This window comes from Pseudoalteromonas sp. BSi20652 (genome assembly GCF_000239855.1).
Taxonomy (GTDB): domain Bacteria; phylum Pseudomonadota; class Gammaproteobacteria; order Enterobacterales; family Alteromonadaceae; genus Pseudoalteromonas.
The window spans coordinates 1-25,079 of sequence record NZ_BADT01000203.1 but is presented as its reverse complement, the minus strand read 5'-3'; the positions used below and the strand labels follow the sequence as shown (position 1 = coordinate 25,079).

General features: G+C 38.8%; 23 protein-coding genes. 9 read left to right on the top strand and 14 right to left on the bottom strand.

From position 1 onward, the window contains the following. Nucleotides 1-6 precede the first annotated feature (6 nt). Nucleotides 7-1,329, top strand: coding sequence for a DEAD/DEAH box helicase (locus tag P20652_RS02840; protein ID WP_008171731.1), 1,323 nt, complete (start codon nucleotides 7-9; stop codon nucleotides 1,327-1,329). Nucleotides 1,330-1,331: 2 nt separating this feature from the next. Next, nucleotides 1,332-2,165 carry a S1 RNA-binding domain-containing protein gene (locus tag P20652_RS02845; RefSeq protein ID WP_008171729.1) on the top strand — a complete coding sequence of 278 codons (834 nt, stop codon included), beginning with the start codon at nucleotides 1,332-1,334 and terminating at the stop codon, nucleotides 2,163-2,165. Nucleotides 2,166-2,184: 19 nt separating this feature from the next. Here the strand turns inward: P20652_RS02845 and P20652_RS02850 are convergent, their stop codons facing one another. The 10 genes from P20652_RS02850 to gyrA all read right to left on the bottom strand — a co-directional run bounded on the left by P20652_RS02850 (nucleotide 2,185) and on the right by gyrA (nucleotide 13,106). Further along, the gene (locus P20652_RS02850; protein WP_008171727.1) at nucleotides 2,185-2,559 is read right to left on the bottom strand and encodes a hypothetical protein; all 375 of its coding nucleotides are present in this window, start codon (nucleotides 2,557-2,559) and stop codon (nucleotides 2,185-2,187) included. Between the two features lie 93 nt (nucleotides 2,560-2,652). Continuing rightward, a complete protein-coding gene (gene pyrF, locus P20652_RS02855) occupies nucleotides 2,653-3,333 on the bottom strand; it encodes an orotidine-5'-phosphate decarboxylase (protein WP_033017964.1) in 681 nt (226 codons plus the stop codon). Between the two features lie 213 nt (nucleotides 3,334-3,546). Beyond that, nucleotides 3,547-4,683, bottom strand: coding sequence for a lipopolysaccharide assembly protein LapB (gene lapB / locus P20652_RS02860; protein ID WP_008171724.1), 1,137 nt, complete (start codon nucleotides 4,681-4,683; stop codon nucleotides 3,547-3,549). A gap of 2 nt (nucleotides 4,684-4,685) precedes the next feature. Beyond that, a complete protein-coding gene (locus P20652_RS02865) occupies nucleotides 4,686-4,967 on the bottom strand; it encodes a lipopolysaccharide assembly protein LapA domain-containing protein (RefSeq protein ID WP_008171721.1) in 282 nt (93 codons plus the stop codon). 25 nt (nucleotides 4,968-4,992) lie between these two features. Further along, the gene (gene ihfB, locus P20652_RS02870; RefSeq protein WP_007376597.1) at nucleotides 4,993-5,280 is read right to left on the bottom strand and encodes an integration host factor subunit beta; all 288 of its coding nucleotides are present in this window, start codon (nucleotides 5,278-5,280) and stop codon (nucleotides 4,993-4,995) included. Between the two features lie 67 nt (nucleotides 5,281-5,347). Then, nucleotides 5,348-7,015 carry a 30S ribosomal protein S1 gene (gene rpsA / locus P20652_RS02875; protein WP_008171719.1) on the bottom strand — a complete coding sequence of 556 codons (1,668 nt, stop codon included), beginning with the start codon at nucleotides 7,013-7,015 and terminating at the stop codon, nucleotides 5,348-5,350. Nucleotides 7,016-7,110: 95 nt separating this feature from the next. After that, nucleotides 7,111-7,821 (bottom strand): (d)CMP kinase, encoded by a 711-nt coding sequence (gene cmk / locus P20652_RS02880; protein WP_008171716.1) that lies wholly within the window; start codon nucleotides 7,819-7,821, stop codon nucleotides 7,111-7,113. A 106-nt stretch (nucleotides 7,822-7,927) separates the two neighbouring features. Then, nucleotides 7,928-9,205, bottom strand: a complete 1,278-nt coding sequence (aroA, locus tag P20652_RS02885) for a 3-phosphoshikimate 1-carboxyvinyltransferase (protein WP_008171715.1) — start codon at nucleotides 9,203-9,205, stop codon at nucleotides 7,928-7,930. Then, nucleotides 9,205-10,287 (bottom strand): 3-phosphoserine/phosphohydroxythreonine transaminase, encoded by a 1,083-nt coding sequence (gene serC, locus P20652_RS02890; RefSeq protein ID WP_033017961.1) that lies wholly within the window; start codon nucleotides 10,285-10,287, stop codon nucleotides 9,205-9,207. The genes aroA and serC overlap by 1 nt, the downstream gene beginning before the upstream one ends. Before the next feature lie 119 nt (nucleotides 10,288-10,406). Continuing rightward, complete coding sequence (gene gyrA / locus P20652_RS02895; RefSeq protein ID WP_008171710.1) at nucleotides 10,407-13,106, bottom strand: DNA topoisomerase (ATP-hydrolyzing) subunit A; 2,700 nt, start codon at nucleotides 13,104-13,106, stop codon at nucleotides 10,407-10,409. Nucleotides 13,107-13,283: 177 nt separating this feature from the next. Between gyrA and ubiG the strand changes: the two genes are divergently transcribed. The 5 genes from ubiG to yfaE all read left to right on the top strand — a co-directional run bounded on the left by ubiG (nucleotide 13,284) and on the right by yfaE (nucleotide 18,836). Beyond that, nucleotides 13,284-13,994, top strand: coding sequence for a bifunctional 2-polyprenyl-6-hydroxyphenol methylase/3-demethylubiquinol 3-O-methyltransferase UbiG (gene ubiG / locus P20652_RS02900; protein WP_008171708.1), 711 nt, complete (start codon nucleotides 13,284-13,286; stop codon nucleotides 13,992-13,994). Next, the gene (locus tag P20652_RS02905) at nucleotides 13,994-14,674 is read left to right on the top strand and encodes an HAD family hydrolase (RefSeq protein ID WP_008171706.1); all 681 of its coding nucleotides are present in this window, start codon (nucleotides 13,994-13,996) and stop codon (nucleotides 14,672-14,674) included. The genes ubiG and P20652_RS02905 overlap by 1 nt, the downstream gene beginning before the upstream one ends. 411 nt (nucleotides 14,675-15,085) lie before the next feature. Beyond that, nucleotides 15,086-17,368 (top strand): class 1a ribonucleoside-diphosphate reductase subunit alpha, encoded by a 2,283-nt coding sequence (nrdA, locus tag P20652_RS02910; RefSeq protein WP_008171704.1) that lies wholly within the window; start codon nucleotides 15,086-15,088, stop codon nucleotides 17,366-17,368. A gap of 65 nt (nucleotides 17,369-17,433) precedes the next feature. Continuing rightward, complete coding sequence (nrdB, locus tag P20652_RS02915) at nucleotides 17,434-18,564, top strand: class Ia ribonucleoside-diphosphate reductase subunit beta (RefSeq protein WP_008171702.1); 1,131 nt, start codon at nucleotides 17,434-17,436, stop codon at nucleotides 18,562-18,564. Then, nucleotides 18,564-18,836, top strand: a complete 273-nt coding sequence (yfaE, locus tag P20652_RS02920; protein ID WP_008171701.1) for a class I ribonucleotide reductase maintenance protein YfaE — start codon at nucleotides 18,564-18,566, stop codon at nucleotides 18,834-18,836. The genes nrdB and yfaE overlap by 1 nt, the downstream gene beginning before the upstream one ends. Before the next feature lie 34 nt (nucleotides 18,837-18,870). On the opposite strand, the gene P20652_RS02925 is transcribed toward yfaE, so the two are convergent. Further along, nucleotides 18,871-19,524, bottom strand: coding sequence for a DUF1287 domain-containing protein (locus P20652_RS02925; RefSeq protein ID WP_008171699.1), 654 nt, complete (start codon nucleotides 19,522-19,524; stop codon nucleotides 18,871-18,873). 167 nt (nucleotides 19,525-19,691) lie between these two features. Next, a complete protein-coding gene (locus tag P20652_RS02930) occupies nucleotides 19,692-20,120 on the bottom strand; it encodes a hypothetical protein (protein ID WP_002961147.1) in 429 nt (142 codons plus the stop codon). Between the two features lie 661 nt (nucleotides 20,121-20,781). Between P20652_RS02930 and P20652_RS02940 the strand changes: the two genes are divergently transcribed. Together P20652_RS02940 and P20652_RS02945 are read left to right on the top strand one after the other, a co-directional pair. Then, entirely contained in the window at nucleotides 20,782-21,171 is a 390-nt protein-coding gene (locus P20652_RS02940) for a YkgJ family cysteine cluster protein (RefSeq protein WP_008171695.1), read from the top strand. Nucleotides 21,172-21,376: 205 nt separating this feature from the next. Then, the gene (locus tag P20652_RS02945) at nucleotides 21,377-23,752 is read left to right on the top strand and encodes a TonB-dependent receptor domain-containing protein (protein WP_008171693.1); all 2,376 of its coding nucleotides are present in this window, start codon (nucleotides 21,377-21,379) and stop codon (nucleotides 23,750-23,752) included. A gap of 107 nt (nucleotides 23,753-23,859) precedes the next feature. On the opposite strand, the gene P20652_RS02950 is transcribed toward P20652_RS02945, so the two are convergent. Together P20652_RS02950 and P20652_RS02955 are read right to left on the bottom strand one after the other, a co-directional pair. Then, on the bottom strand, nucleotides 23,860-24,480 hold the full coding sequence (locus P20652_RS02950; RefSeq protein WP_008171692.1) for an FKBP-type peptidyl-prolyl cis-trans isomerase: 621 nt from the start codon (nucleotides 24,478-24,480) through the stop codon (nucleotides 23,860-23,862). A gap of 69 nt (nucleotides 24,481-24,549) precedes the next feature. Continuing rightward, complete coding sequence (locus P20652_RS02955; RefSeq protein ID WP_008171690.1) at nucleotides 24,550-24,936, bottom strand: hypothetical protein; 387 nt, start codon at nucleotides 24,934-24,936, stop codon at nucleotides 24,550-24,552. Between the last annotated feature and the right edge of the window lie 143 nt (nucleotides 24,937-25,079).

The following is a 25,079-nucleotide window of genomic DNA, read 5'->3' as shown; positions in this document are numbered from 1 at the left end:
CACACATTGCAGTTTACTGATCTTGGGATTGATACACGCCTTGAAACACAACTAGCACATCAAGGGATCACCCAGCCCACTGACATTCAAGCTCATGCAGTGCCTACCGCACTTGCAGGGCATGATATTTTCGCTCAGTCTAAAACTGGGTCGGGCAAAACCTTGGCGTTTTTATTACCTGCTGTACAGAGGGTTATGAAACAAAAAGCACTCAGTAAACGCGATCCTCGTGTACTTATTGTTGCTCCTACTCGTGAGCTTGCTACGCAAGTATTTACTCAGCTGCGTTTATTGATAGCAGGAACAGCTATCAAGGCAGTAAAAATACTTGGGGGCGAAAACTTTAATGACCAAATAAAAGCACTTAGAAATGATCCACAATTCGTAGTAGCTACACCAGGCCGTTTAGCGGATCATATTACAAAACGCTCACTACAGTTGAGCGGATTAGAACTACTTATTTTTGATGAAGCCGACCGTATTTTAGATTTAGGTTTTACCGAACAGTTAAAAATGATTAACGAGCAAGCTAATCACCGTTTACGTCAAACGTTATTGTTTTCAGCCACACTTGACCATGCTCAAGTTGACGCTCTGTCACGTAATTTATTAAAAAAACCAAAACAAATTACATTAAGCGCCGCAAACGAACAACATAGCGATATTAAACAAACTTTATATTTAGCCGACCACCTTGATCACAAAGAAGCATTACTTGAACACTTTTTGAATCAAGAAAACGTAGGTCAATGTATTATATTTACTGCAACACGAGCAGATACGAGTCGCTTAAGTGAAGCACTCAACGCCAAAGGATTTAAATCTGTAGCGCTTGCAGGCGACTTAACGCAAAATAAACGTCTCGATATTATGGACTCGTTTAGTCGCGAAAACTTTAAAATATTGATAACAACAGACGTAGCATCACGTGGCTTAGATTTATTAAGCGTAACGCACGTTATTAACTTTGACTTACCAAAACACGCCGAAGAATACGTTCACCGAATAGGCAGAACCGGGCGTGCTGGTTTCAAAGGTAATGCACTCTCACTTGTTGGTCCTAAAGATTGGGCTAGTTATTTAGCGATAAAAGCATTCTTAAATGACGAATTAAATTTTGCGAGTATTGATGGTTTAAAAGCTAAATTTAAAGGAATTAAAGAGAAAAAACCTGAATCCACCTTTAAAAAAGAGAAAATAGTTGCTGTTAAAAAGCCATTATTTAAACGTAAAGCAAAGCCTAAAAAGCCATCTGCCCCAATTAAAGCACCTATGAACATAGATGGTGACACACCTATGCGCCGTAAAAAAAAGCCTGAGCAGGAATAATTATGAGTTACCTTGGAACAACACAAACCTTATTTGTAAAAGAAGTGAGCAATGAAGGTGCTTACCTTGATGGCCATGATTTAGGCGAGGTTTTTTTACCAAAACAAGAAATAAAGCATGAGTTAGAAGCTGGGGATAGTATTAGTGTATTTATTTATTTAGATAATGCTAATTTAGCGACAGCTACAATAAAAAAACCACACGCACAGGTTGGTGAATACGCCCTACTTCGCGTTAAAGAAATAAACAGTATTGGTGCATTTTTGGATTGGGGTTTAGAAAAAGATGTACTTGCTCCATTCAACGAACAAAAACCGCGTATGCAAGAAGGTCATTCTTATTTAGTACGTTTATACCTTGATAATGCAAGCCAACGTATTTGTGCTTCAAATAACTTTAATCGCTTCCTATCTAAAGATGAGCCGCAATATACTCATTTACAAGAAGTGGATTTAATTGTTGCTGGCAAAACAGATATTGGCTACAAAGTATTAATCGAAGAATCGCACTTCGGTGTAGTTTTTTATAATATGGTATTTAAAAGCTTATTTGTGGGTCAAAAGCTTAAAGGTTTCATTCAAAAAGTACGTGAAGACGGAAAAATTGATGTTGTACTAGAAAAACCAGGTATGGGTAAAGTCAGTGATCTTGGTGAAACTATTATGCAAAAATTAAAAAATGAAGGTGGTGTAATACCACTGGGTGATAAATCAGATCCTGAAGCAATAAAAAAGATGTTTTCAACGAGTAAAGCTAACTACAAAAAAGCAATTGGTGGATTATTTAAACAAGAGTTAATAGATATTGAAGCGAAATCCATTCGCTTAAAATCTTAGTCAGCATAAAATTTTATAGCTAACCATATATATATTTATAAGGCAATGTACATTGCGTATATTGCCTTGAATAATCAAGCACTTCTAATTCTGTCTCTAAATTGAGCGGTGCTAAACGGAAAACCTTCTTTTCACATTCTGTTTTTTTATCGTCAAGCTTGGATACGCAATCAACTACACTTATATTTTGAGATGTTAGTGCATCCTCATTTTTGTAGCACAAATGATGTGCGTAGTCTCGCATTGTTCTTTTAAAATAAAACGTATCGACTGGGTATATTGAAATTATATCTGTAACAGTTGTTACCCCATCATATGCTTTGTTATAAAAAACATCTTTATTTACTGAAAAACCCGCAACAATAATAATTACAGAACCAAAAAATAATTTCAAAATAAACCCCTACTACATTTTGATTCTAATAATGTAGCATAAAATACACATTAGGTAAGGATTTTTAACACTATATTGCTGCTTTTTGTTAAATTATGCTATGGATTGATTAACATCATTAACCACTTTTACGGGATCATTAGCTTGCGTAATAGGACGACCAATAACTAAGTAGTCACTTCCTGCATCTATTGCTTGCTTAGGGGTCATAATACGTTTTTGATCGCCAGCATCACTTCCTTCAGGACGAATACCAGGTGTAACAAGCTTAAAGCTCTCGCCTAGCTCCATTTTTAATGCTCCGGCTTCTTGTGCTGAACACACTACTCCATCAAGCCCAGCTTCTTTTGCCAGTTTTGCTAAATAAAGAACTTGTTCCTTTGGTGACTTTTCTATACCTAAACGTTTAAGTTCGTCCTCATCCATACTCGTTAGAACAGTTACAGCAATAAGCAATGGTGCTTTGTCACCAAATTTATCAAGTGCTTGCTTTGCTTTATTCATCATTTCAAATCCGCCAGACGCATGAACGTTAACCATCCAAACACCCATTTTTGCAGCTGCAGTAACTGCTTTGGCTACTGTATTTGGAATATCATGAAATTTTAAATCTAGAAAAACATCGAAGCCTAAATCAATTAATTCCTTAACAAAAGCAGGACCAAAATAAGTAAACATTTCTTTGCCGACTTTTAGACGACATGTATCAGGAGACAGTTGTTTAACAAAGTTTAATGCAAGTTCTTGATCATCGTAATCTAATGCAATAAGAATTTTTTTGAGTGCTCGAAAGACATGATTTTCCTAATGTATGACTAAAAGTAATTGTATAAATAGATTTAAGTAAATAGCTCTAGCTTGTAATTTAAAAAGAAGGCGTAACGAAATTTATATAGACGTAACATCAAAAATTCCAACCCAGTAAACTCTAAGTTTAATTTGTTAAAATTATCATAGTTAATAAATCCAATATTATTTAAAGAGTTATTAAAATCCGTCTAAGCCTCGACTTGGAACAATGGTTTCCCAATGCTTACAAGAAGGGCAATTCCAATATATGGTGTAGCTAGTAAAACCACAATGCTGACATTGAAAGTCAGGCTTTGTAGCAATATAAGAAGTTACTAATTTATCAATTTCGTTAAGTACTTCTTTAGTATTTTTATTTTGTTCACCCATTAATTGCAGTAAGAAACTAAAACCGCGAATAGTAGGTTGACGTTTTAAGCTATCTGTTAAAAATTCAAAGGCTTGTTTTGTTTGCCCTTGCTCTAATAATGCTTGGCAATGTTTTATTTTTATTAACACACCCCCTTTTTCTAGCAATTCACTGACTAACTCATGAAATTGATGCGTTAAATTTAATTGCTTATAACTATGGGCTAACTCATCAATAAACAGTGGAGCAAACAAAGTAAACTGACATACAAGTTCTCGCCAGTAATAAATAGCTTTAACGTAGTCTTCTTTTGTATAAGCAACTAAGCCTAATTCGTAAAGAGGACGAACAGCTTTGTAATTCAAACTAATGGCTTTTCTCATTACTTGAGGAGTGTTATCACTTATAGCTGACTCACAGTAAAAGTTGGCCATTGCTTTAAACTGCTGCTCTTTAGAGAACAATTCGCTATGAGCTTCAAACATATTAATGCCTTTTTCCCATTCACGAGTTTGCGAATACAATGTAATAATCGGGTCAAGTGCTTCAGCATGCCCATCTTTTACTAGCCAAACAAGATGCTCTTCTGCTCCGTCGAGCAAACCAGCCATTATATAATCTTCTGCAAGTTCTAAACGACTATTTGCAGCTTGTTGTTCATTTAAGCTTGGGTGTTTTAAAAGAAGTTCATGTATTTTGATTGCACGATCAAGTTCGCCTCGTCGGCGGAACATAGTGGCAAGTGTAGAATAGTGCTCAACGGAATCCGCGGAGACTTCAAGAAGATTAATTAAATGCTCTAACCCTTGATCTTCCTCTCTATCAAGTAAAAACTTTAAACCTTTACTGTACTCAGAAGTGATCTGACGGTTAAGCAAATGAGCTTGGTTTTTAGCACTATTTTTACCCATAATCCAACCGTAACCGGCTGCTACAGGTAAAAGTAAAAACAAAAGCTCAATCATAGTTAGGTGTCTTTATTAGCGGCAAGCTTATTTTTATCTTTTTCTGGCGCTAATTGCTTTTTTAAGCGGTAATTTTGCCATTTTAATTGTGAGAACAATTTAAAGCTAATAAAACAACCAATGACAACACCTAACAAAAAGCAGATACTTATTATTACAGCTAAAGGCAAAGTATTACTGGCAATAATATAGTTTATTTGTACTAACTGTGGATTTTGAGAACCCAATACAAATGCACTAATAAGGCATAGCGCAACCAGAATAATTTTTAGTACCTTAAACAAGCAACTACTCCAATAAGTTAGTTAACTAGGCAATACTTTCGTTTACGCGATCGCGTAACTCTTTACCTGGTTTAAAATGAGGTACATGCTTTCCGTCTAGCTCAACTGTATCGCCAGTCTTAGGATTACGACCTGTGCGAGGAGCACGAAAATGCAAAGAGAAACTACCAAAACCTCTGATCTCAATACGATCTGAAGTAGATAATGAACCGGCCATTTGTTCAAGAATTTCTTTAACAGCATTCTCAACATCTTTCACTGGAACGTGTGCGTGTTGTTCCGCAAGTGTTTCTATCAGTTCTGACTTAGTCATAGCGTTTCCTTAAAAAGAGATATAGGAAGGGCAAAAAATGCCCTTCCAACTAAAAACTAATTATATATTAGTCTTTTTGTGCATTTGCGAAAGCAGCTGCCATTGCGTTTTCAAACACTGGCTCTTCTTTCTTAAGCTTCTCTATTACTTCTTTCTCTTCTGCTTCGAAAAGAGCTTTAACAGATAGGCTTAAAGTGCGGTTTTTGCGATCAACGCCAACGTATTTAACTTCGATTTCGTCGCCAACAGAAACAACAGTAGTTGCATCTTCAACGCGCTCTTGAGCAATATCAGCTACACGGATGTAACCTTCAACGCCTTCGATAAGTTCAACAGTTGCGCCTTTAGCATCAACTTCAGTCACTTTACCTTTAACAATAGCACCTTTTTTGTTTGCATCAAGGTAGTTATTGAATGGGTCAGCTTCGATTTGCTTAACACCTAGAGAGATACGTTCGCGCTCTGGGTCAACTTGCAATACGATAGCAGTGATTTCGTCGCCTTTCTTGAATTCACGTACAGCTTCTTCGCCAGGTGTATTCCAAGAAATGTCTGAAAGGTGAACAAGACCGTCAATACCACCGTCAAGACCGATAAAGATACCGAAGTCAGTGATTGATTTGATCTTACCAGTAACTTGATCGCCTTTGTTCTGTAGACGAGCAAATTCCTGCCAAGGATTAGCAATACATTGCTTAAGACCAAGAGAAATACGACGACGTTCTTCGTCAATTTCTAAAACCATAACTTCAACAGTGTCGCCTAAGCTAACAACTTTTGAAGGATGGATGTTTTTGTTAGTCCAATCCATTTCAGAAACGTGCACTAAACCTTCAACGCCTTCTTCGATTTCCACGAAACAGCCGTAATCTGTAAGGTTAGTAACACGACCAGAAAGTTTAGAACCTTCTGGGTAACGACCAGCGATAGCTGCCCATGGATCTTCACCAAGCTGTTTAAGGCCTAGAGATACACGAGTTTTATCTTTGTCGAATTTTAGAACTTTAACTGCGATTTCATCGCCAACATTAACGATTTCTGAAGGGTGCTTAACACGCTTCCACGCCATATCAGTAATGTGTAGTAGACCATCAACACCACCAAGGTCAACGAATGCACCGTAGTCAGTAAGGTTCTTAACGATACCTTTAACTTCTTGACCTTCAACAAGGTTAGCAAGAAGCTCTTCACGTTCTTGTGAGTTTTCAGATTCGATAACTGCACGACGTGAAACAACAACGTTGTTACGTTTTTGGTCAAGCTTGATTACTTTAAATTCAAGCTCTTTGCCTTCAAGGTGAGTTGTGTCACGTACTGGACGAACATCAACAAGTGAACCAGGTAGGAAAGCACGGATTGAATCAACTTCAACTGTGAAACCGCCTTTAACTTTACCGTTGATAACACCAGTAACAGTCTCTTGCTCTTCACATGCTTTCTCAAGACGGATCCATGCTTCATGACGCTTAGCTTTCTCACGAGAAAGGATAGTTTCACCGAAACCGTCTTCAATTGCATCTAGTGCAACATCTACTTCGTCGCCTACAGCAACTTCTAGTTCACCAGCAGCATTTTTGAACTGCTCTGCAGGGATAGCACTTTCTGATTTAAGACCAGCATCTACAAGTACAATGTTATTCTCGATAGAGATTACTGTACCTTTAACGATAGAGCCTTGCTCTGCTTCAAAACCCTTTAAGCTTTCTTCAAATAACTGCGCAAAATTTTCTGACATACGAATATACGTCTCATATATTTATACCAATAAGCAACCATGCTGCATGGGGTTGTTAAAATAGCACTGGCATCCTGCTGGCGCATAAAATGTGTTTAGCTTCGTTTTGGAAGCTTACCTTCAGAAATAGCAATATCCAATAAAGTTATCACCTTATCAAACACTTGCTGTGCATTAAGTTCGCTAGTATCGAGCTCAATAGCATCCTCTGCAGGTACAAGTGGCGCAACGGCACGATTCATATCGCGCTCGTCACGAGCTTGAATGTCCTGTAATAGACCACTTAGTGTAACATCAAGGCCGCGCTTATTCAACTCAACAAAGCGTCTACGAGCACGCTCTTCTGCACTTGCTGTTAAATATATTTTTAACGGCGCATCTTGAAAAACAACAGTACCCATATCACGGCCATCAGCAATTAAGCCTTTTTCCGTACGAAATGCACGCTGGCGACGTAATAACGCTTCACGAACGCGAGGTAATGCAGCCACTTTTGATGCAGCAGCACCTACTTCTTCATTACGAATAGTCGTTGTTACATCTTCGCCTTCTAAAATAACTTTTCCCGCATTAGTTTGGCTATCTACCAAAAACTGCACATCTAAGTTTGCAGCAAGGGGGACTAGTCCTTCTTCATTGTCTAATGCAATTTGGTGATGAAGTGCAGCTAAAGATAAAACACGATAAATCGCACCGCTATCTAATACATCCCACCCTAACTTGTCGGCTAACAAACGACAAACAGTTCCTTTACCTGAACCACTCGGGCCGTCAACGGTGATCACGGGCATTAATAACGCCTGCATTTAAAACCTCCTGCAATGCACACCTAAATAAACCGCGATATTATACGCCAGTTATTAAAATATATCTGCTATTAGTGTGTAACTTTTATAAATACTTATTAAAGGTCTACTCACTGACCGACGCTAAAACACTGAAAAATGTAGGAAATGTTTTATATGTACATTTAGGATCGTTAATAGTTATAGGCTTCCCACCTACGGCAACCATGGCAAAGCACATTGCAATACGGTGATCATCATAAGTGTCTATTGCTACATCGTTAAAGTGTGCAGGCGGTATGATTTCTATAAAATCATGTCCTTCTACTACTTCTGCACCTACTTTTCTAAGCTCAGTTGCCATTGCATATAAACGGTCGGTTTCTTTTACGCGCCAGTTATAAATATTACGGATTGCAGTTGGGCCTTTAGCGAACAAAGCTACCGTTGCAAGTGTCATAGCAGCATCAGGAATTGCATTGGCGTCAATATCTACGCCTTTTAATTCGCCTTTGCGAACAACTAAACGCTCATCATACCAATCAATTTTAGCGCCTACTTGCTCCATTACTTTAGCGAAGCCTATATCACCTTGAACTGATTTAGCACCCACACCTTTAATTTCAATCTCGCCGCCAGCAATTGCAGCCGCAGCAACAAAGTAAGAAGCAGAAGAAGCGTCACCTTCAACCATAATTCGATCGAGCGATTGATACTGCTGACCACCTTTAACGTTAAAGCTTGTATAATTACTATGTTTAACATTAACACCAAAACGTGCCATTACATCAAGCGTAATATCAATATAAGGTTTAGATACTAAAGTGCCTTTAATCGTTATCGTTGTATCACCGCTAAATAATGGCGCTGCCATTAATAAAGCGGTTAAAAATTGACTTGAAATACTACCGTCAATTTCAACCTCACCACCTTTTATTTGGCCACCCACGATTTTAAGTGGTGGGTAGTCTTTGTGTTTTGTATAGGTAACGTCACCACCAAGCGCTTGCAGAGCATCAACCAAGTGCCCTATCGGACGCTCTTCCATACGTGGCTCGCCTATTAGTTCATATTCACCCGTAATTGCTGCAAGTACGGCTGTTAAAGGTCTGTAAGCAGTCCCCGCATTACCCAAGAACAAGGGCTCAGTAGGTGTATTAAATACACCTCCAACACCCTCAACAGTCGCTACAGTTCGTTCAGCATTTAGCGTAACATTAACACCCAGCAGCTTTAAAGCGCCCAGCATGTGGCGGATATCGTCGCTATCAAGTAAATTCTCTACAACAGTGGTTCCATTGGCAAGTGCTGCTAATAGCAAAATCCTATTCGATAAGCTTTTCGATCCAGGTAACGTTACACTGCCGTTTACACGAGAAATAGGTTCTAAGCGTAATTGTTCCATTAACTATTTTCCTTCGCAAAGGCAGCCATAAAATCAACAAGCGCTTGAACACCTTCAAGTGGCATTGCGTTATAAATGCTTGCACGCATTCCCCCTACAATCCGATGCCCTTCAAGTGCAAGTAAACCGGCCTCGTTTGATTGAGCAACAAATTTGCTATTTAAGCTTTCATCGTTTAACCAAAATGGAACATTCATGCGTGAGCGACAATGTTTAGCAACTATATTTGAATAAAAATCTGAGTTATCGATAAAGTCATACAGTAAATCTGCCTTAGCAATATTTTGTGCTTCCATGGCTTTGACGCCACCATTACTTTCAAGCCATTCAAATACTTCAGCCGCTAAATACCAAGCAAATGTAGGAGGCGTGTTGAACATGCTGCCTTGTTTTGCTTCTAATGCGTAATCTAAAATACCAGGCTTAGGTAAACCTTTGCGCTCAAGTAATGTTTTACGAACAATAACAATTGAAATACCTGATGGACCAATATTTTTTTGTGCGCCAGCATAAATTAAATCAAATTTATTAACGTCTATTTCACGCGATAAAATAGTTGAAGACATATCAGCAACAATTGGAGCTGTTGGGTGGCTCGGTACATCAAAAATCTCTAAGCCATCAACAGTTTCATTAGGGCAATAGTGGATATACGCAGCATCTTCTGGTAATTCCCAGTCAGCAACCGCTTTAATTGAAAACTCACCATCTGCATCATTACGGACATCCGTAAAAGACGTTTGAGTGAACTTATTCGCTTCATCTCTGGCGCTTTTCGACCACACGCCATTCTCACAATAAAACGCTGTTTTGCCTTCTTGGTGTAAATTTAAAGGCACAGCACTAAATTGACCACGACCACCACCATGCATAAACAGCACTTCAAACTCATCACTGATATTCATAAGACGACGAAGACTCGCTTCACATTTGGCAGTAAGCGCTAAAAACTCTTTACCACGATGGCTAATCTCCATCACAGACACACCTAGGTCTTGCCAATCTAGAAACTCTTTTTGCGCTTTTTTCATAACCGCTTGCGGAAGCATTGCGGGCCCCGCACAAAAATTATATTTACTCATTACCTTTGCCTCATTCCAGTAATTCAAAAATTTCGAGCCTGATTGCACTGCAAGCAAGCTGTATTAGTTTTATTCAACACTATTAAAAAAAGCGGCCAAGGCCGCTTTTTAAATATCAATTATTCTGAAGGAGGATTATCATCCGCTACTTCGTCAATAACCGTATCTACCGTTTCAACGTCTTCAATATCAATCAAGTCACTTTCAGTAACTTCAATCTCTTCTATACGTTGTAAACCAACTACTTGCTCTTCGTCAATAGTTCTGATCAAAATAACACCTTGTGTGTTACGTCCAACCGTAGAAACTTCATTAACGCGAGTACGTACTAAGGTACCACGATTCGAAATAATCATTATTTCATCGTTGTCATCAACTTGCACAGCACCAACAACAGCACCGTTACGTTCACTCACCTTAATTGATACAACACCTTGTGTTGCACGGCTCTTAGATGGGTAATCTTCTAGTTGTGTACGCTTACCGTAACCATTTTCAGTTACCGTTAAAATAGCACCGTCAGTTTTTGGTACAATCAACGAGACTACGCGTTGCTCGTCTGGCATTTTAATACCACGAACACCTGTAGCAGTACGACCCATTGGGCGAACACCTTTGAAGCGGATCTCAGGGTTACCTTCTTCGTCTAATACTGGGTTACCGTTTTCATCAACAACTGTTGTTTCTTCAGCTTCTTTAAAGCGTACAACTTTACCTGCATCAGTGAACAACATAATTTCGTTGCTACCATCGGTAATATCAACACCAATCAGGCTATCGCCATCATTTAAGTTAACAGCAATAATACCGCTTGCACGTTGACGACTGTAAGCTGTTAATGGTGTTTTCTTAACAGTACCGAATGCAGTTGCCATAAAGATATATTTATTTTCTGCGTACTCGCGTACTGGCAATATAGCAGTAATACGTTCATCAGCTTCAAGTGGTAACAAGTTAACAATTGGCTTACCGCGCGCTGCACGACTTGCTAGTGGTAACTGATACACTTTAAGCCAATATAAACGACCGGCCGTAGAGAAACATAAAATAGTATCGTGTGTATTTGCAACTAACAAACGTTCAATGAAATCTTCATCTTTCATCTTCGTTGCTGACTTACCTTTACCACCACGACGCTGTGCTTCGTAATCAGACAATGCCTGATACTTCACATACCCTTCGTGAGAAAGCGTTACAACAACATTTTCTTCAGTAATTAAGTCTTCAAGGCTGATATCGTGAGCCGCTGCATTAATCTCAGTACGACGCTCATCGCCATACTGCGCTTTAATTTCGACTAGCTCATCACGAATAACTTCCATTAAACGCTCAGGCGTCGCCAAAATATAAAGTAGCTCAGCTATTAGCTCTAATAACGCTTGATATTCAGTTAAGATTTTTTCGTGTTCAAGACCAGTAAGCTTGTGTAAACGCAAATCTAGAATTGCTTGAGCTTGTTGCTCAGAAATATAGTATTGACCGTCGCGAATACCTAAATCAGCAGCAAGCCAATCTGGACGTGCTACATTATTTTCACCTGCTTTCTCAAGCATACCTTGTACATGACCTAATTCCCATGGACGCGCAGTTAAAGCAATTTTAGCTTCAGCAGGTGTAGGCGATTTACGAATAAGCTCGATAATTGGGTCAATGTTAGCAAGCGCAATCGCTAAACCTTCAAGCGTGTGAGCTCGGTCACGGGCTTTACGTAAATCAAACACGGTACGACGAGTTACTACTTCACGGCGGTGAATGATAAACTCTTCTAGCATTTCTTTTAAATTAAAGCATTTAGGTTGGTTATTGATTAAAGCAACCATATTCATACCAAACACAGTTTGTAACTGAGTTTGTGAATACAAGTTGTTTAATATAACTTCGCCTACGTCACCACGTTTGATTTCAATAACGATACGCATACCGTCTTTATCTGATTCATCACGTAGCGCACTAATACCTTCAATTTTCTTATCTTTAACAAGCTCTGCAATTTTTTCAATTAAACGAGCTTTATTAACTTGATAAGGAATTTCGTGAACGATGATTGTTTCACGGCCTGTTTTTTCATCGGTTTCGATGTCGGCACGTGCACGCATGTACACTTTACCACGGCCAGTTAAGTAGGCTTGTTCAATACCCTTCTTACCATTGATAATTGCAGCCGTTGGGAAATCAGGACCTGGGATATAATCCATTAACTCTAAAATAGTTAAATCTGGATTTTGAATAAGTGCCAAACACCCGTTCACAACTTCAGTTAAGTTATGTGGTGGAATATTTGTAGCCATGCCTACCGCAATACCCGACGAACCATTCACTAATAAATTAGGAACTTTCGTAGGTAACACGTCAGGAATGAACTCAGTGCCGTCGTAGTTAGGAACGAAATCAACCGTTTCTTTTTCAAGATCGGCTAATAACTCATGCGACATTTTTGCCATACGTACTTCTGTATAACGCATTGCCGCTGCTGAATCACCATCAACCGAACCGAAGTTACCTTGGCCATCTACAAGCATATAACGTAGTGAGAATGGCTGAGCCATACGAACTATCGTGTCATAAACTGCACTGTCGCCGTGTGGGTGGTATTTACCGATTACGTCACCGACCACACGGGCCGACTTTTTGTAAGGTTTGTTCCAGTCATTACTAAGCTCGTTCATTGCAAACAAAACGCGGCGGTGAACAGGTTTTAAGCCGTCTCGTACGTCTGGTAATGCACGTCCTACTATTACGCTCATTGCATAATCTAAGTAGGAGTTTTTTAACTCGTCTTCAATATTGACTGGCAGAATTTCATTGGCGAGATCAGTCATTTGATATCACATTCCTTCAGTATCAGCTCTCAATAACCCGGTATTAGGTTTTAAAGAGTATTGTTATTATTACTAACAGACATGCTATCACAATTAATTTTAATTTACAGGCGCAAAACTTTGCGATTTATCAATTTAGCCCTATATAATGGCCTCAGATTGACGAGGAAGTATTTTATGACCGAACATCAAAATGTAGATCACGCAGAAATAGCAAAATTTGAAGCCATCGCTGAGCGTTGGTGGGACCTAGACGGAGAATTCAAACCTCTTCACGAAATTAATCCGTTACGTTTGGACTTCATAGCAAACAAAACGCAAGGCTTATTCGATAAAGAAACACTCGACGTTGGCTGTGGCGGTGGTATTTTAAGCCAAAGCATGGCGCGTATGGGTGCAAAAGTAACTGGCATCGATATGGGCCAAGAACCTTTAACTGTTGCTAAGTTACACAGTTTAGAAACTGGCGTAAATGTAGATTACATAAAAGTGCCTGCAGAAGAGTTTGCAACACAGTACCCTGAGCGCTTTGATGTAATAACGTGTATGGAAATGCTTGAGCACGTTCCCGACCCAGCATCTATCATTCATGCTGTAGCTGCACTTGCCAAACCAGGCGCGGACGTGTTTTTTTCAACCCTGAACAAAACACCTAAAGCATATTTATATGCGATTGTTGGCGCTGAAAAACTGTTAAAAATGGTGCCTGAAGGTACACACGACCATAAAAAGTTTATAAAGCCTGCACAGCTTATTGCATGGGCAGAGCAAGCCGGTTTAAAAGTTCGTGCAAGCACAGGGCTTTCTTATAACCCACTATCAAAGCAATATACGCTCAATAGTGACGTTAGCGTAAATTACATACTTTATTTCGAGAAGTTAGCTTAATGGCTAACTCTCAAGCCCCCCTCCCCCTTATTGAGTACGATGCATTTTTATTTGATTTAGACGGCACCCTACTCGACACCGCTGATGATCTAGGCGCCGCTTTAAACGCAGTCCTTATTAGTAATAAAATAGAGCCTGTTAGTAGTGATATATACCGTCCTGCTGCATCTAACGGCGCAGGCGCATTATTAGAGGCTGGTTTTAAAGAATTATGGGACAAACAACCCCAAAGCGAGCTTATAAAGCAATTAGTTGACGAGTACGCTACAAATATAGCAAATCACACACGTTGTTTCAGCGGAGTTGAATCGTTACTTATCGCCCTTGATCAGAAAAAGATCAAATGGGGGATCATGACTAATAAACCAGGGTTTTTAACCGATCCTTTAGTGGCAGCTATTCCCGCATTAAAAAATGCCAGTGTAGTAATAAGTGGCGACACATTAGCTGAAGCTAAGCCATCACCTCTACCACTGCTACATTGTGCAAAGCTTATGCAGGTAGAACCAAGCCGTTGTTTATACATTGGTGATGCACAGCGTGACATACAAGCAGGCAAAGCGGCAGGTATGCATACGGCCTCAGCGCTTTGGGGTTATATACCAAGCCTTGATGATGTTTTGAGCTGGCAAGCCGATTTTAACTGGAAAAGCCCTATTGACGGTTTTAACCATATATAGTGCTATGTTAATTTTTAAACACTATATATTGTGATTGTGTTAGTTTTTGCGCAAAGCTTGTTGATAAAAAAAGCAGTCAAAATTTATTTTTTAAATGCGTAAATTTAGCAGATCATTAGTTGATTTCTGCATATTTCAACTTAACCGAATGATCAAAGGTTAATGCTCACTAACACAAGTGCGTTATCCCAAAGTTATCCACAAATTGGGGCAATCTTGCCCCTTGCAAAACGACTCAGACCACACTATCTTGTGATCTCTAAATTGAACAACACCAGATATTGTGGCCAAATGTTATTCAATTAAATTAACAGATTTAGTGAAACCTATAATAAATGAATGCTGCACCTTGCTAATTACGGTGTAAACATTGGCCAAAATACATAATCCCCAAGGAATACAGGCAAAGCTATGAACCAACAGTTATCTGTAAGCAAACGTGACGGTCGTAAAGAGCCACTTGATCTAGATAAGATCCATCGCGTTATTGAATGGGCCGCCGAAGGTTTAAAAAACGTTTCGGTTTCACAAGTTGAACTAAAATCACACATTCAGTTTTACGATGGTATACGTACTAAAGACATTCACGAAACCATCATCAAAGCAGCTGCCGATCAGATTTCAAAAGAATCGCCTGATTATCAATACTTAGCTGCACGTTTAGCTGTATTCCATTTACGTAAAAAAGCGTACGGTCAATTTGAACCACCACGTTTATTTGACCATGTCACTAAAATGGTTGGTGATAAGCGCTACGATGCCCATTTATTAGTAGATTACACAGAGCAAGAATTAGACGAGCTTGATGCATACATTGATCATTCTCGCGATCTTAACTTTAGCTACGCTGCTGTAAAACAGCTGGAAGGTAAATACCTTGTTCAAAACCGTGTATCGGGCGAAATTTACGAAAGCGCACAGTTTTTATACATTTTAGTCGCGGCAAGTTTATTTTCTGACTACCCTAGTGAAACACGCGTTGCGTATATTAAGCGTTTTTACGATGCAGTCTCGCTGTTCAAGATTTCATTACCTACACCTATCATGGCGGGCGTTCGTACTCCAACACGCCAGTTTAGCTCATGTGTACTAATTGAATGTGGCGACAGCCTTGATTCAATCAATGCGACATCGTCAGCTATTGTTAAATACGTTTCACAACGCGCAGGTATTGGTATTAATGCAGGTCGAATTCGTGCTTTAGGTAGCCATATTCGTAACGGCGAAGCGTATCACACAGGTTGTATTCCTTTTTATAAGCACTTTCAAACAGCTGTTAAAAGTTGTTCGCAAGGTGGTGTACGTGGCGGCGCAGCAACATTATTCTACCCGCTTTGGCACTTAGAAGTAGAAAACCTACTTGTACTTAAAAATAACCGTGGTGTAGACGATAACCGCGTTCGTCACCTAGATTACGGTGTACAGTTTAATAAACTAATGTACTCTCGTTTAATTAAAGACGACTACATTACGTTATTTAGCCCATCAGATGTGCCTGGCCTTTACGATGCTTTTTTTGAAGACCAAGCTGAGTTTGATGCGCTTTACGTAAAATACGAACAAGACGAGTCTATTCGTAAAAAACGCATTAAAGCCATTGAGCTTTTCTCTATGTTTGCTCAGGAGCGTGCAAGTACAGGTCGTATTTATTTACAAAATGTGGATCACTGTAATACACACAGCCCGTTCATTGCTAAAGTTGCGCCTATTCGTCAATCTAACTTATGTTTAGAAATTGCATTACCAACTAAGCCACTTAATAACGTAAACGACGAAGAAGGCGAAATAGCCCTTTGTACACTGTCTGCGTTTAACTTAGGTGCAATAGAATCACTAGACGAGCTTGAAGAGCTAGCAGAGCTTGCAGTACGCGCACTTGATAACCTACTTGATTTCCAAGACTACCCAGTACCGGCTGCTAAAAATGCCACTATGGGTCGCCGTACGTTAGGAATAGGCGTAATTAACTACGCATACTACCTAGCTAAAAACGGTAAGCGTTATTCTGATGGCAGCGCAAATGCTTTAACACATAAAACCTTTGAAGCGATTCAATACTACTTAATGAAAGCATCAAACGAGCTTGCTAAAGAGCGCGGTGCATGTCCTAAGTTTAACGAAACAACGTATTCACAAGGTATTATGCCAACAGATACGTACAAACGTGATTTAGATAAAATTTGTGATGAGCCACTTCATCTTGATTGGGATACACTTCGTGCCAGTATTAAAGAGCACGGTATGCGTAACTCAACACTAAGTGCGTTAATGCCATCAGAAACATCGTCGCAAATCTCTAATGCAACAAATGGTATTGAACCACCACGTGGACATATTAGTGTTAAAGCAAGTAAAGACGGTATTTTAAAACAAGTTGTTCCTGAGTATGAGCGTTTAAAAGATCAATACGAGCTACTGTGGGACATTCCATCAAACGATGGTTACTTGCAGCTTGTTGGTATAATGCAAAAATTTGTAGACCAAACAATTTCTGCAAATACAAATTATGATCCAAACAAGTTCGAAGGCGGTAAAGTACCTATGCAAGTCTTATTAAAAGACTTACTAAGTGCGTACAAATTAGGCGTTAAAACCTTGTACTACCATAATACGCGTGATGGTGCCTCTGATATGCAAGAAGATACTCCAGAAGTGGAAGATGATGATTGTGAAGGCGGCGCGTGTAAAATATAACTGCTGATTTTTATTTTAAGCGGGCATTTAGCCCGCTTTCTCTGATAGTTTTTTGAGTGATAAACATGTCTTATACTACTTTTAGCCGAAACCATAACAACCAAATGCAAGAGCCAATGTTTTTTGGCCAAACTGTAAACGTATCTCGTTACGACCAACAAAAATACCCAATTTTTGAAAAGTTAATTGAAAAGCAACTGTCTTTCTTTTGGCGTCCTGAGGAAGTAGATGTAAGTAAAGACCGTTTAGACTTTCAAGCATTACCAGATCACGAAAAGCATATATTTTTAAGCAACTTAAAATACCAAACACTGCTTGATAGTGTACAAGGTCGTTCGCCAAACGTGGCTCTACTTCCAATTGTATCGCTACCAGAGCTTGAAACATGGATAGAAACGTGGGCATTTAGTGAAACGATTCACAGCCGCTCATACACGCATATTATCCGTAACGTAACACAAGCACCTGAACTTATTTTTGATGACATTGTTAGCAACGATAAAATTAGCGAACGTGCTGATGCCGTAACTAAATACTACGATGACTTAATTAACTCTGTATCGCTTTACAACTTATACGGTGAAGGCAAACACGTAATTAATGGTAAAGCAGTTATTGTTAACTTGTTCGAGCTTAAAAAGAAACTTTACCTTGCAATGATGTCGGTGAACATCTTAGAAGCTATTCGATTTTACGTAAGCTTTGCATGTTCGTTTGCATTTGCTGAGCGTGAGCTAATGGAAGGTAACGCTAAAATCATCAAGCTTATTGCGCGCGATGAAGCACTTCATCTTTCGGGTACTCAGCATATTTTAAACATTATGCAAGACGGCAAAGACGATCCAGAAATGGCGATTGTTGCAGCCCAGTGTCGCGACGAAGCAATTAAAATGTTTGTTGATGCCGCAGAGCAAGAAAAAGAGTGGGCTGAGTATTTATTTAAAGATGGTTCAATGATTGGCTTAAATAAACATATTTTATGCCAGTACGTCGAATATATTACTAATGCACGTATGACTGCGATTGGCTTGCCAGCACAGTTTGAAAATAACAGTAACCCTATACCATGGATTAACTCGTGGTTAGTGTCTGATAACGTGCAAGTAGCACCTCAAGAAGCAGAAATTAGCTCATACCTTGTTGGTCAAATAGACTCTCAAGTTGATGCATCAGAATTTGGTGATTTTGATTTATAATGAGTGATACAGCCACTGCAAGTGTAACACTTGCAGAAAACAGCCAGTGTATAGAGTTTACCGCTGGCTGCCCTTCTCTTTTAAACTGCTTAGAATCCATGAAAATAGACGTCGCATTCCAATGTCGTGAAGGCTATTGCGGAGCTTGTAGAGCAACGTTAGTGTCAGGCAGTGTTGAGTATAACGAAGAGCCACTTGCGTTTGTGCGAGAAGGCGAAATACTCCTGTGCTGCTGTAAACCCAATGGCAATGTAAGTATTGATCTAAAATAAAATCAATATTTACATCTATCGTTTATTAAACTTATCAATAGTCTGGAACGAACCGGTAATGTCCGGTAATTTTATAATCAAAAAGCATATCGCTTTTTTGCGGACCACGCCCTATATTATGCACAATAAGTGGGTTACCCGTATCTTGAGATAACTCATTAATCACCATACCTATATGAGGTAAATTACCTGGTAACATCCACGTTACTAGATCGCCGGTTTTATAATCACTCACTTTGTTGGATTTACTTAATACGTTTGCATGGCGCTCAAAGTAAGCTTGTAAATTTGGAACACGTCGGTGATCTATATTTTTATCAGGCTTAGTTAAGCCCCAAATACGTTTAGATGGATACAGCGCAAAGTTTTTTTGCATGTCTTCATGCACGAGTTTCTGTAAATCGATACCCAACTTTCTGTAACTTCTAATTATTACATCGGTGCACACACCTATATTTTTAGGTACATCCCCACCAGGGTAGCCAATAGAGCGATAAGCGCCGTCGTAAGTCACATTATGAGTTGTCCGCTCAAGCAGAGCTGAAACAATATCTTCTTCAAACGATGCTGCGTTTATAGCCGAAGGCGTTAAAGCATACTTAAAAGATGTACCGAACGCTGAACTGCATTTACTCGATTCAGGGCACTTTAGCGTTGAAGAAAAACCAGTAGAAATTGCAAAGTACATTGTCGATTTTATGAATAAGCTAGCTCAATAGTAAGCCTTTTCTTTTGGTTTAGTATTTATAGCAAACATAAAAAAGCGCTGAGGGTATAAACCATCAGCGCTTTATTAAGCTCAAGCTAAATCCACAAAAATCTCATTTAATATGGATAAGTTATGCTTTTATGTATTTAACCTTCTTCTTCAATAAGCGACTCTAATAGGTCGTGTATTTCAGCTTTAAGCTCTTTGTCTTCAATTTTATTGGCGCTGACTTTAGCATTTTGAAGGTTTTTAATAGCTTCATCTTTTTGGCCAAGCTCAAGCTGTAATGTAGCCATTGAAAAAGAAACCGACGACATGTGATCTTTGTTATTAATCGCAACAGACTTTTCTAATGCTTTTTCGTAAGTAGTGATTGCCTCTTCTAGCTCTTCGGTAAAATCAGCTAAAGTCTCCCATTGTACTGGGTGATCTTTTGAAGTGTTTTCGTTTTCAATACAAATCGCTTTTAATTGAGCAAATAAAGATTCAAACTTTTCACGGTTATTTTTGTTAGCCGCCGCCATTAAATCTTCTGCTAGGTCATGTACCGCTTTATATATCTTTGTATTCATCATCACTGGTTATCCTTTAGTGCAGCTAAACTCATTTACTCACTCAATTTAGCTAAAATGTATCATTACAGTCATTATAAAACGTATTTAAACAACTGATTTATTTAATTTGGTGTATAGCGTAATAATACATTAATAATGAACATCGCGTAGGCGTTAAACACTCTGTGATTAAACTTTATCGCAATTACTCTTGGTAAACTTAAACGCTGAATAAACTTGCAACCCAATCCAACGTAAAGAGGGTCGTAAACACTTTAAGTGCAATGACAACTGAAAATAATAGGATGATTGTCGCTTTAGCTTTGCTACTTTTAAGATTGTTCCAATACAATAACTTTGCATTAAATTCTGTTTTTAACTTAGTGACAGCCTCTTTCATAATAACGCCCTGCTTAGGTACCTGCGCTCAGCAACATTTAACAATCACACAGTTGCTCAAGCGGGGTTTGTAACATTTTTCGCTACCTTTAGAGTAAACCATTAAATAAAGCCTGTACTATAAAAAATGTAACAAGGGGTTTTAACTTAAGTTATTGTATCTAACTTTTTTACACACCCAAAAAGCAAACAATGGGACAATTCAGTAGAGCGTTAATAATAAATTTGGTGCTACACTAATAACTAACTTAAATGTGTTAACAGCCAACTAAATTAGCAAATTATGAAAGAATGCAACCAGTGTGGTAAATGCTGTATTAAATATGGCGGCGGCGATTTAAGCGCAACGAAAGAAGAAATAGATTTATGGGAGCTTTTTAACCCCGAAATTTATGAATACGTTAAAAACAACGAAATTTGGTTTGACCCAAAAACAGGCTTAAGACTTCAAGTATGCCCATTTTTAGAAATTGCGCCTCAAAAAGATCCTTTCGCTAAAAATATGTATACCTGCAGCATTTACCTTGACCGTCCAGAAGACTGCCGCCACTACCCTAGCCTTATTTCAGAGATGATCCGCGACGAATGCGAAATGATTGAATCTATAGATATAACAAACCAGACAAGAGCGCAGCATAAACTAGATTTGATAATGATAGATAGCCGCTCTTAAATACATAGATATACCTGCAGCGCTATGAGTTATCTGGTCAAATAAATAGGTTTTCTACTAACATACCTATTAGTATAATTTTGGCTTAATCGTCATTTTTAGATTATTCATCGCAAAATACAAAGTTATACTATAACATTGTTGATTCACTAATTTTGCAGTGTTATATTATATCACAACATAACAACCGCGAACCAATATACCCATGACAAAGTTAACATTAATCTCCTCTGCTATTTTTTCTGTTTTATGTTCTCAATCAGCTTTGGCTGCAACTGTTACTGGCAAAGTAATGGATGATAAAAATCAACCAATTAAAAATGCCTCTATCCATGTGCATGGCAAGAACCAAAGCGTTAAAAGTAATGATTTAGGTGAGTTTGTCATACATGTCGATGCAAATAGCCAATTACATATTAGTAAAGACAACTACATAGACTCTCGAATTACTGTTAGCGAATCTTCAAACAACGTGGCTGTATCGCTTAAACCAACATCGGTTGAAACAGTGGTTGTTTACGCCTCAGCTCTTCATAAAAACAGCCTAGAAATGATATCGCCAGTAAGCGTGCTCTCGGGTGATGAATTGAGAAATAAATCTAAACCAACACTTGGCGAAACTCTTAAAGGTTTACCGGGTGTAAATGCAAGTTACTTTGGTCCTGTATCATCAAGCCCAATTATTCGTGGTTTAGATGGCCCTCGCGTTAAAATCACACAAAACGGATTAGATGCTAGCGATGCATCGCGTATTGGCCCAGACCACGCGACATCAAGCGACAGCCTAGCGGCAGAACAAATTGAAGTTCTACGTGGCCCAAGTACCCTACTTTATGGCTCTGGTGCTATCGGTGGCGTTGTAAACGTAGTAGATAACCGTATTCCTACTAACAATATTGATGAGTTTACGGGCGCTGCTGAATACAGCCATGAGACAGTATCAAATGCCAATACTTACGCTGCTAAAATAGAAAGTGGTTATAACAATTTTAACTTTCATTTTGATGGCACTAAACGCACAGGTGATGATTACCAAGCACCTACTTTTACTATTTCAGATGAAGATGGTGATGGTGATATAGAAGTTGAAGACTCGGTAGAGAACACTTTTATAGATAGTGAAACCATTAACTTTGGTACTAGCTATGTTGGAGAACATTTAACTGTTGGTTTATCGTATGGCAATATAGAAACTGATTACGGTATCCCAGGTCATGGTCATGATCACGAACATAATGAAAATGAAACCGAAGCAGAGCATGCGGATGAGTTAGAAGCTGAAACACCAGTTTTTGCACATTTAGAACAAGATCGCTGGCAAGGGCTTGTAAGTTACGCACTGCATAATAACTGGATTGAAACGATCAACCTACGTGTTGGGTATACTGACTATTCGCACAGCGAAATTGAAGATGGCGAAATTGGTACTACTTTCAAAAATAAAACGACTGAAGCGCGTTCAAATGTAGAGCATAAATTTGCTGATTGGCACGGAATGTTCGGCTACCATTACAGTGATTCTGATTATGATGCTATTGGTGAGGAAGCTTTTACGCCAGCGAGTGTAACAACAACTCATGCCCTGTATTTACTTGAAGAACGTCAATTTGGTAATGTTACTGTGGAATTAGGTGCGCGTATTGAAGACTACAAAATTGAAAGCCAAATTACAAAGTTTGAACATGTTCACGATGAAAACGAATCATTAGAGCATAGTGATGAAGAAGCATTCGCTTACAATGAAAGTTTTACCAACATAAGTTTATCTGCTGGTGCTATTTGGCAATATACCCCTGGGCAAAGTTTCTCGGCAAGTTTGTCTCATTCTGAGCGCGCGCCTTTATCAGCAGAGTTATTATCGAACGGACTACACATTGCTACTGGCGCATATGAACTCGGCCTTGGTTATCATATTGAAGGTAATGAAGTGCATTTCGAACCTGAAAATATTGAGCAAGAAAAATCAACTAATGTAGATTTTAGTTTTAGACGCTTTAGTGGTGACTTTGGTTATACAGTTAACTTTTTCTACAACGATATTAACAACTTTTATTTCCAAGAAAATACAGGGCTTGTTTTTGATGAGGAAGATGGATTTGAATCGGCTATAGGCGCTCATGATGATGCTGTCACTGTATATCAGTTTACAATTAAAGACGCAGAGCTTTATGGAATTGAGTTTGACGCGCATTATCAAGTAACACCAAGCGCTATGGTTAAAGTATTTGGTGACTCAACTCGTGCAAAACTAAAAGACGACGAAGGTAACTTACCACGCATTCCAGCCAATAAATTAGGCTCTGAATTACAATATGATTTAGGTGACTTACAACTAACGCTAACAGGCACTCATTACTTTGATCAAAACGATGTAACTGCATTTGAAACAAAAACGGACGGTTATACGTTATTTGATGCACAAGCTAATTACCAATTAGGTTTAGGCAGTGTAGATGCACAGCTTTACCTAAATATAGACAACATTACCGATGAGCTAGGATTTGTACATACATCATTTATTAAAGATACTGCGCCATTACCGGGTAGAAACTTCCGTTTCGGTATTCGTGGCTATTTTTAATCACTAACATACAAATCAATTGTTTTATAACTTAAAATAATTAACAAATACAAAAAAGCCGCATTCAAATGGAACGCGGCTTTTTAAATTCTTACTTAATATTTAAATTAAGAAATGATTTCGTGTAACTCAACGTCAAATACAAGCGTTGAGAAAGGTGCGATTGCAGCACCTGCGCCACGTTCACCATAAGCAAGCTCATGAGGAACGTAGATACGCCATTTAGTACCTACAGGCATCATTTGTAATGCTTCGGTCCAGCCTTTGATCACGCCACCAACTGGAAATTCAGCCGGTTGACCACGCTCGTATGAGCTATCAAAAACAGTACCATTAATTAGAGTACCATGGTAATCAACACGAACTGTTGACTCAGCTGTTGGCTTTTCGCCTTCACCTGTAGCAAGTACTTCATATTGAAGACCTGACTCAGTTACAGTGATTTCTGAACGTTTTGCGTTTTCTTCTAAGAAAGAAACACCTTCAGCAGAAAGTACTTTTGATTCTTCTTCACGACGAGCTTGAATCTCTTCGTTGATTTTTTCAAATGCAGCTTGGATCTCAGGGATCTCAACTTGAAATGCGCCCTCTACGTACGCATCTTTCATGCCTTCAAATACTGAATTTAGGTTTAAGCCTTCAAAAGGATTAGACTTAAGTTGCTCACCCATTTGTAAGCCAATACCGTAACTTGCTTTTTCAGCATCTGTAGTAAAATTATCTGACATAATGTGTTTTTCACGTTTTGTTAGTTAAAAGACGCATATATGCTATCACAAAATAAACCGTGTTTGGGGCTAGTTTTTGCTGAGTTTTAGCTTAATTAGGCCAACAATGTAGCTACAAAGCGGTAAACTGAATAAAATTCCAGCAAGTAAAGGAATTGCCAGCAACGCTGACTCACCAAACAGTAAATAGGGTACGCCAAGGAGGCCTACACAACCAATATAAATAGAACCGATTACCGGCCAATGTTTGTCGTATTTAGTAATTAGATGAGCAGCTAAAATATTAAAGCCTACACAATAAACTAAAGCGGTAATAAGAGGATTTTCTGGCTGTGCGTCACTAGCCATTTTGACTAACAAAGTAATGGCACTTTGATAGCAGTAACCAAACACAGTCCATAATAAAATATGCTTTATTAATTGCTGCGAGGTTGAAAGGTTTGTTGCTTTAGTCATTTAAAAACTCCACAAAGCAAAAAACCGCCCATAAGGCGGTTTTTTTAAAATAAGTGGTGGAGAGATAGGGATTTGAACCCTAGATGGGCTATAAACCCATGCCGGTTTTCAAGACCGGTGCATTCGACCACTCTGCCATCTCT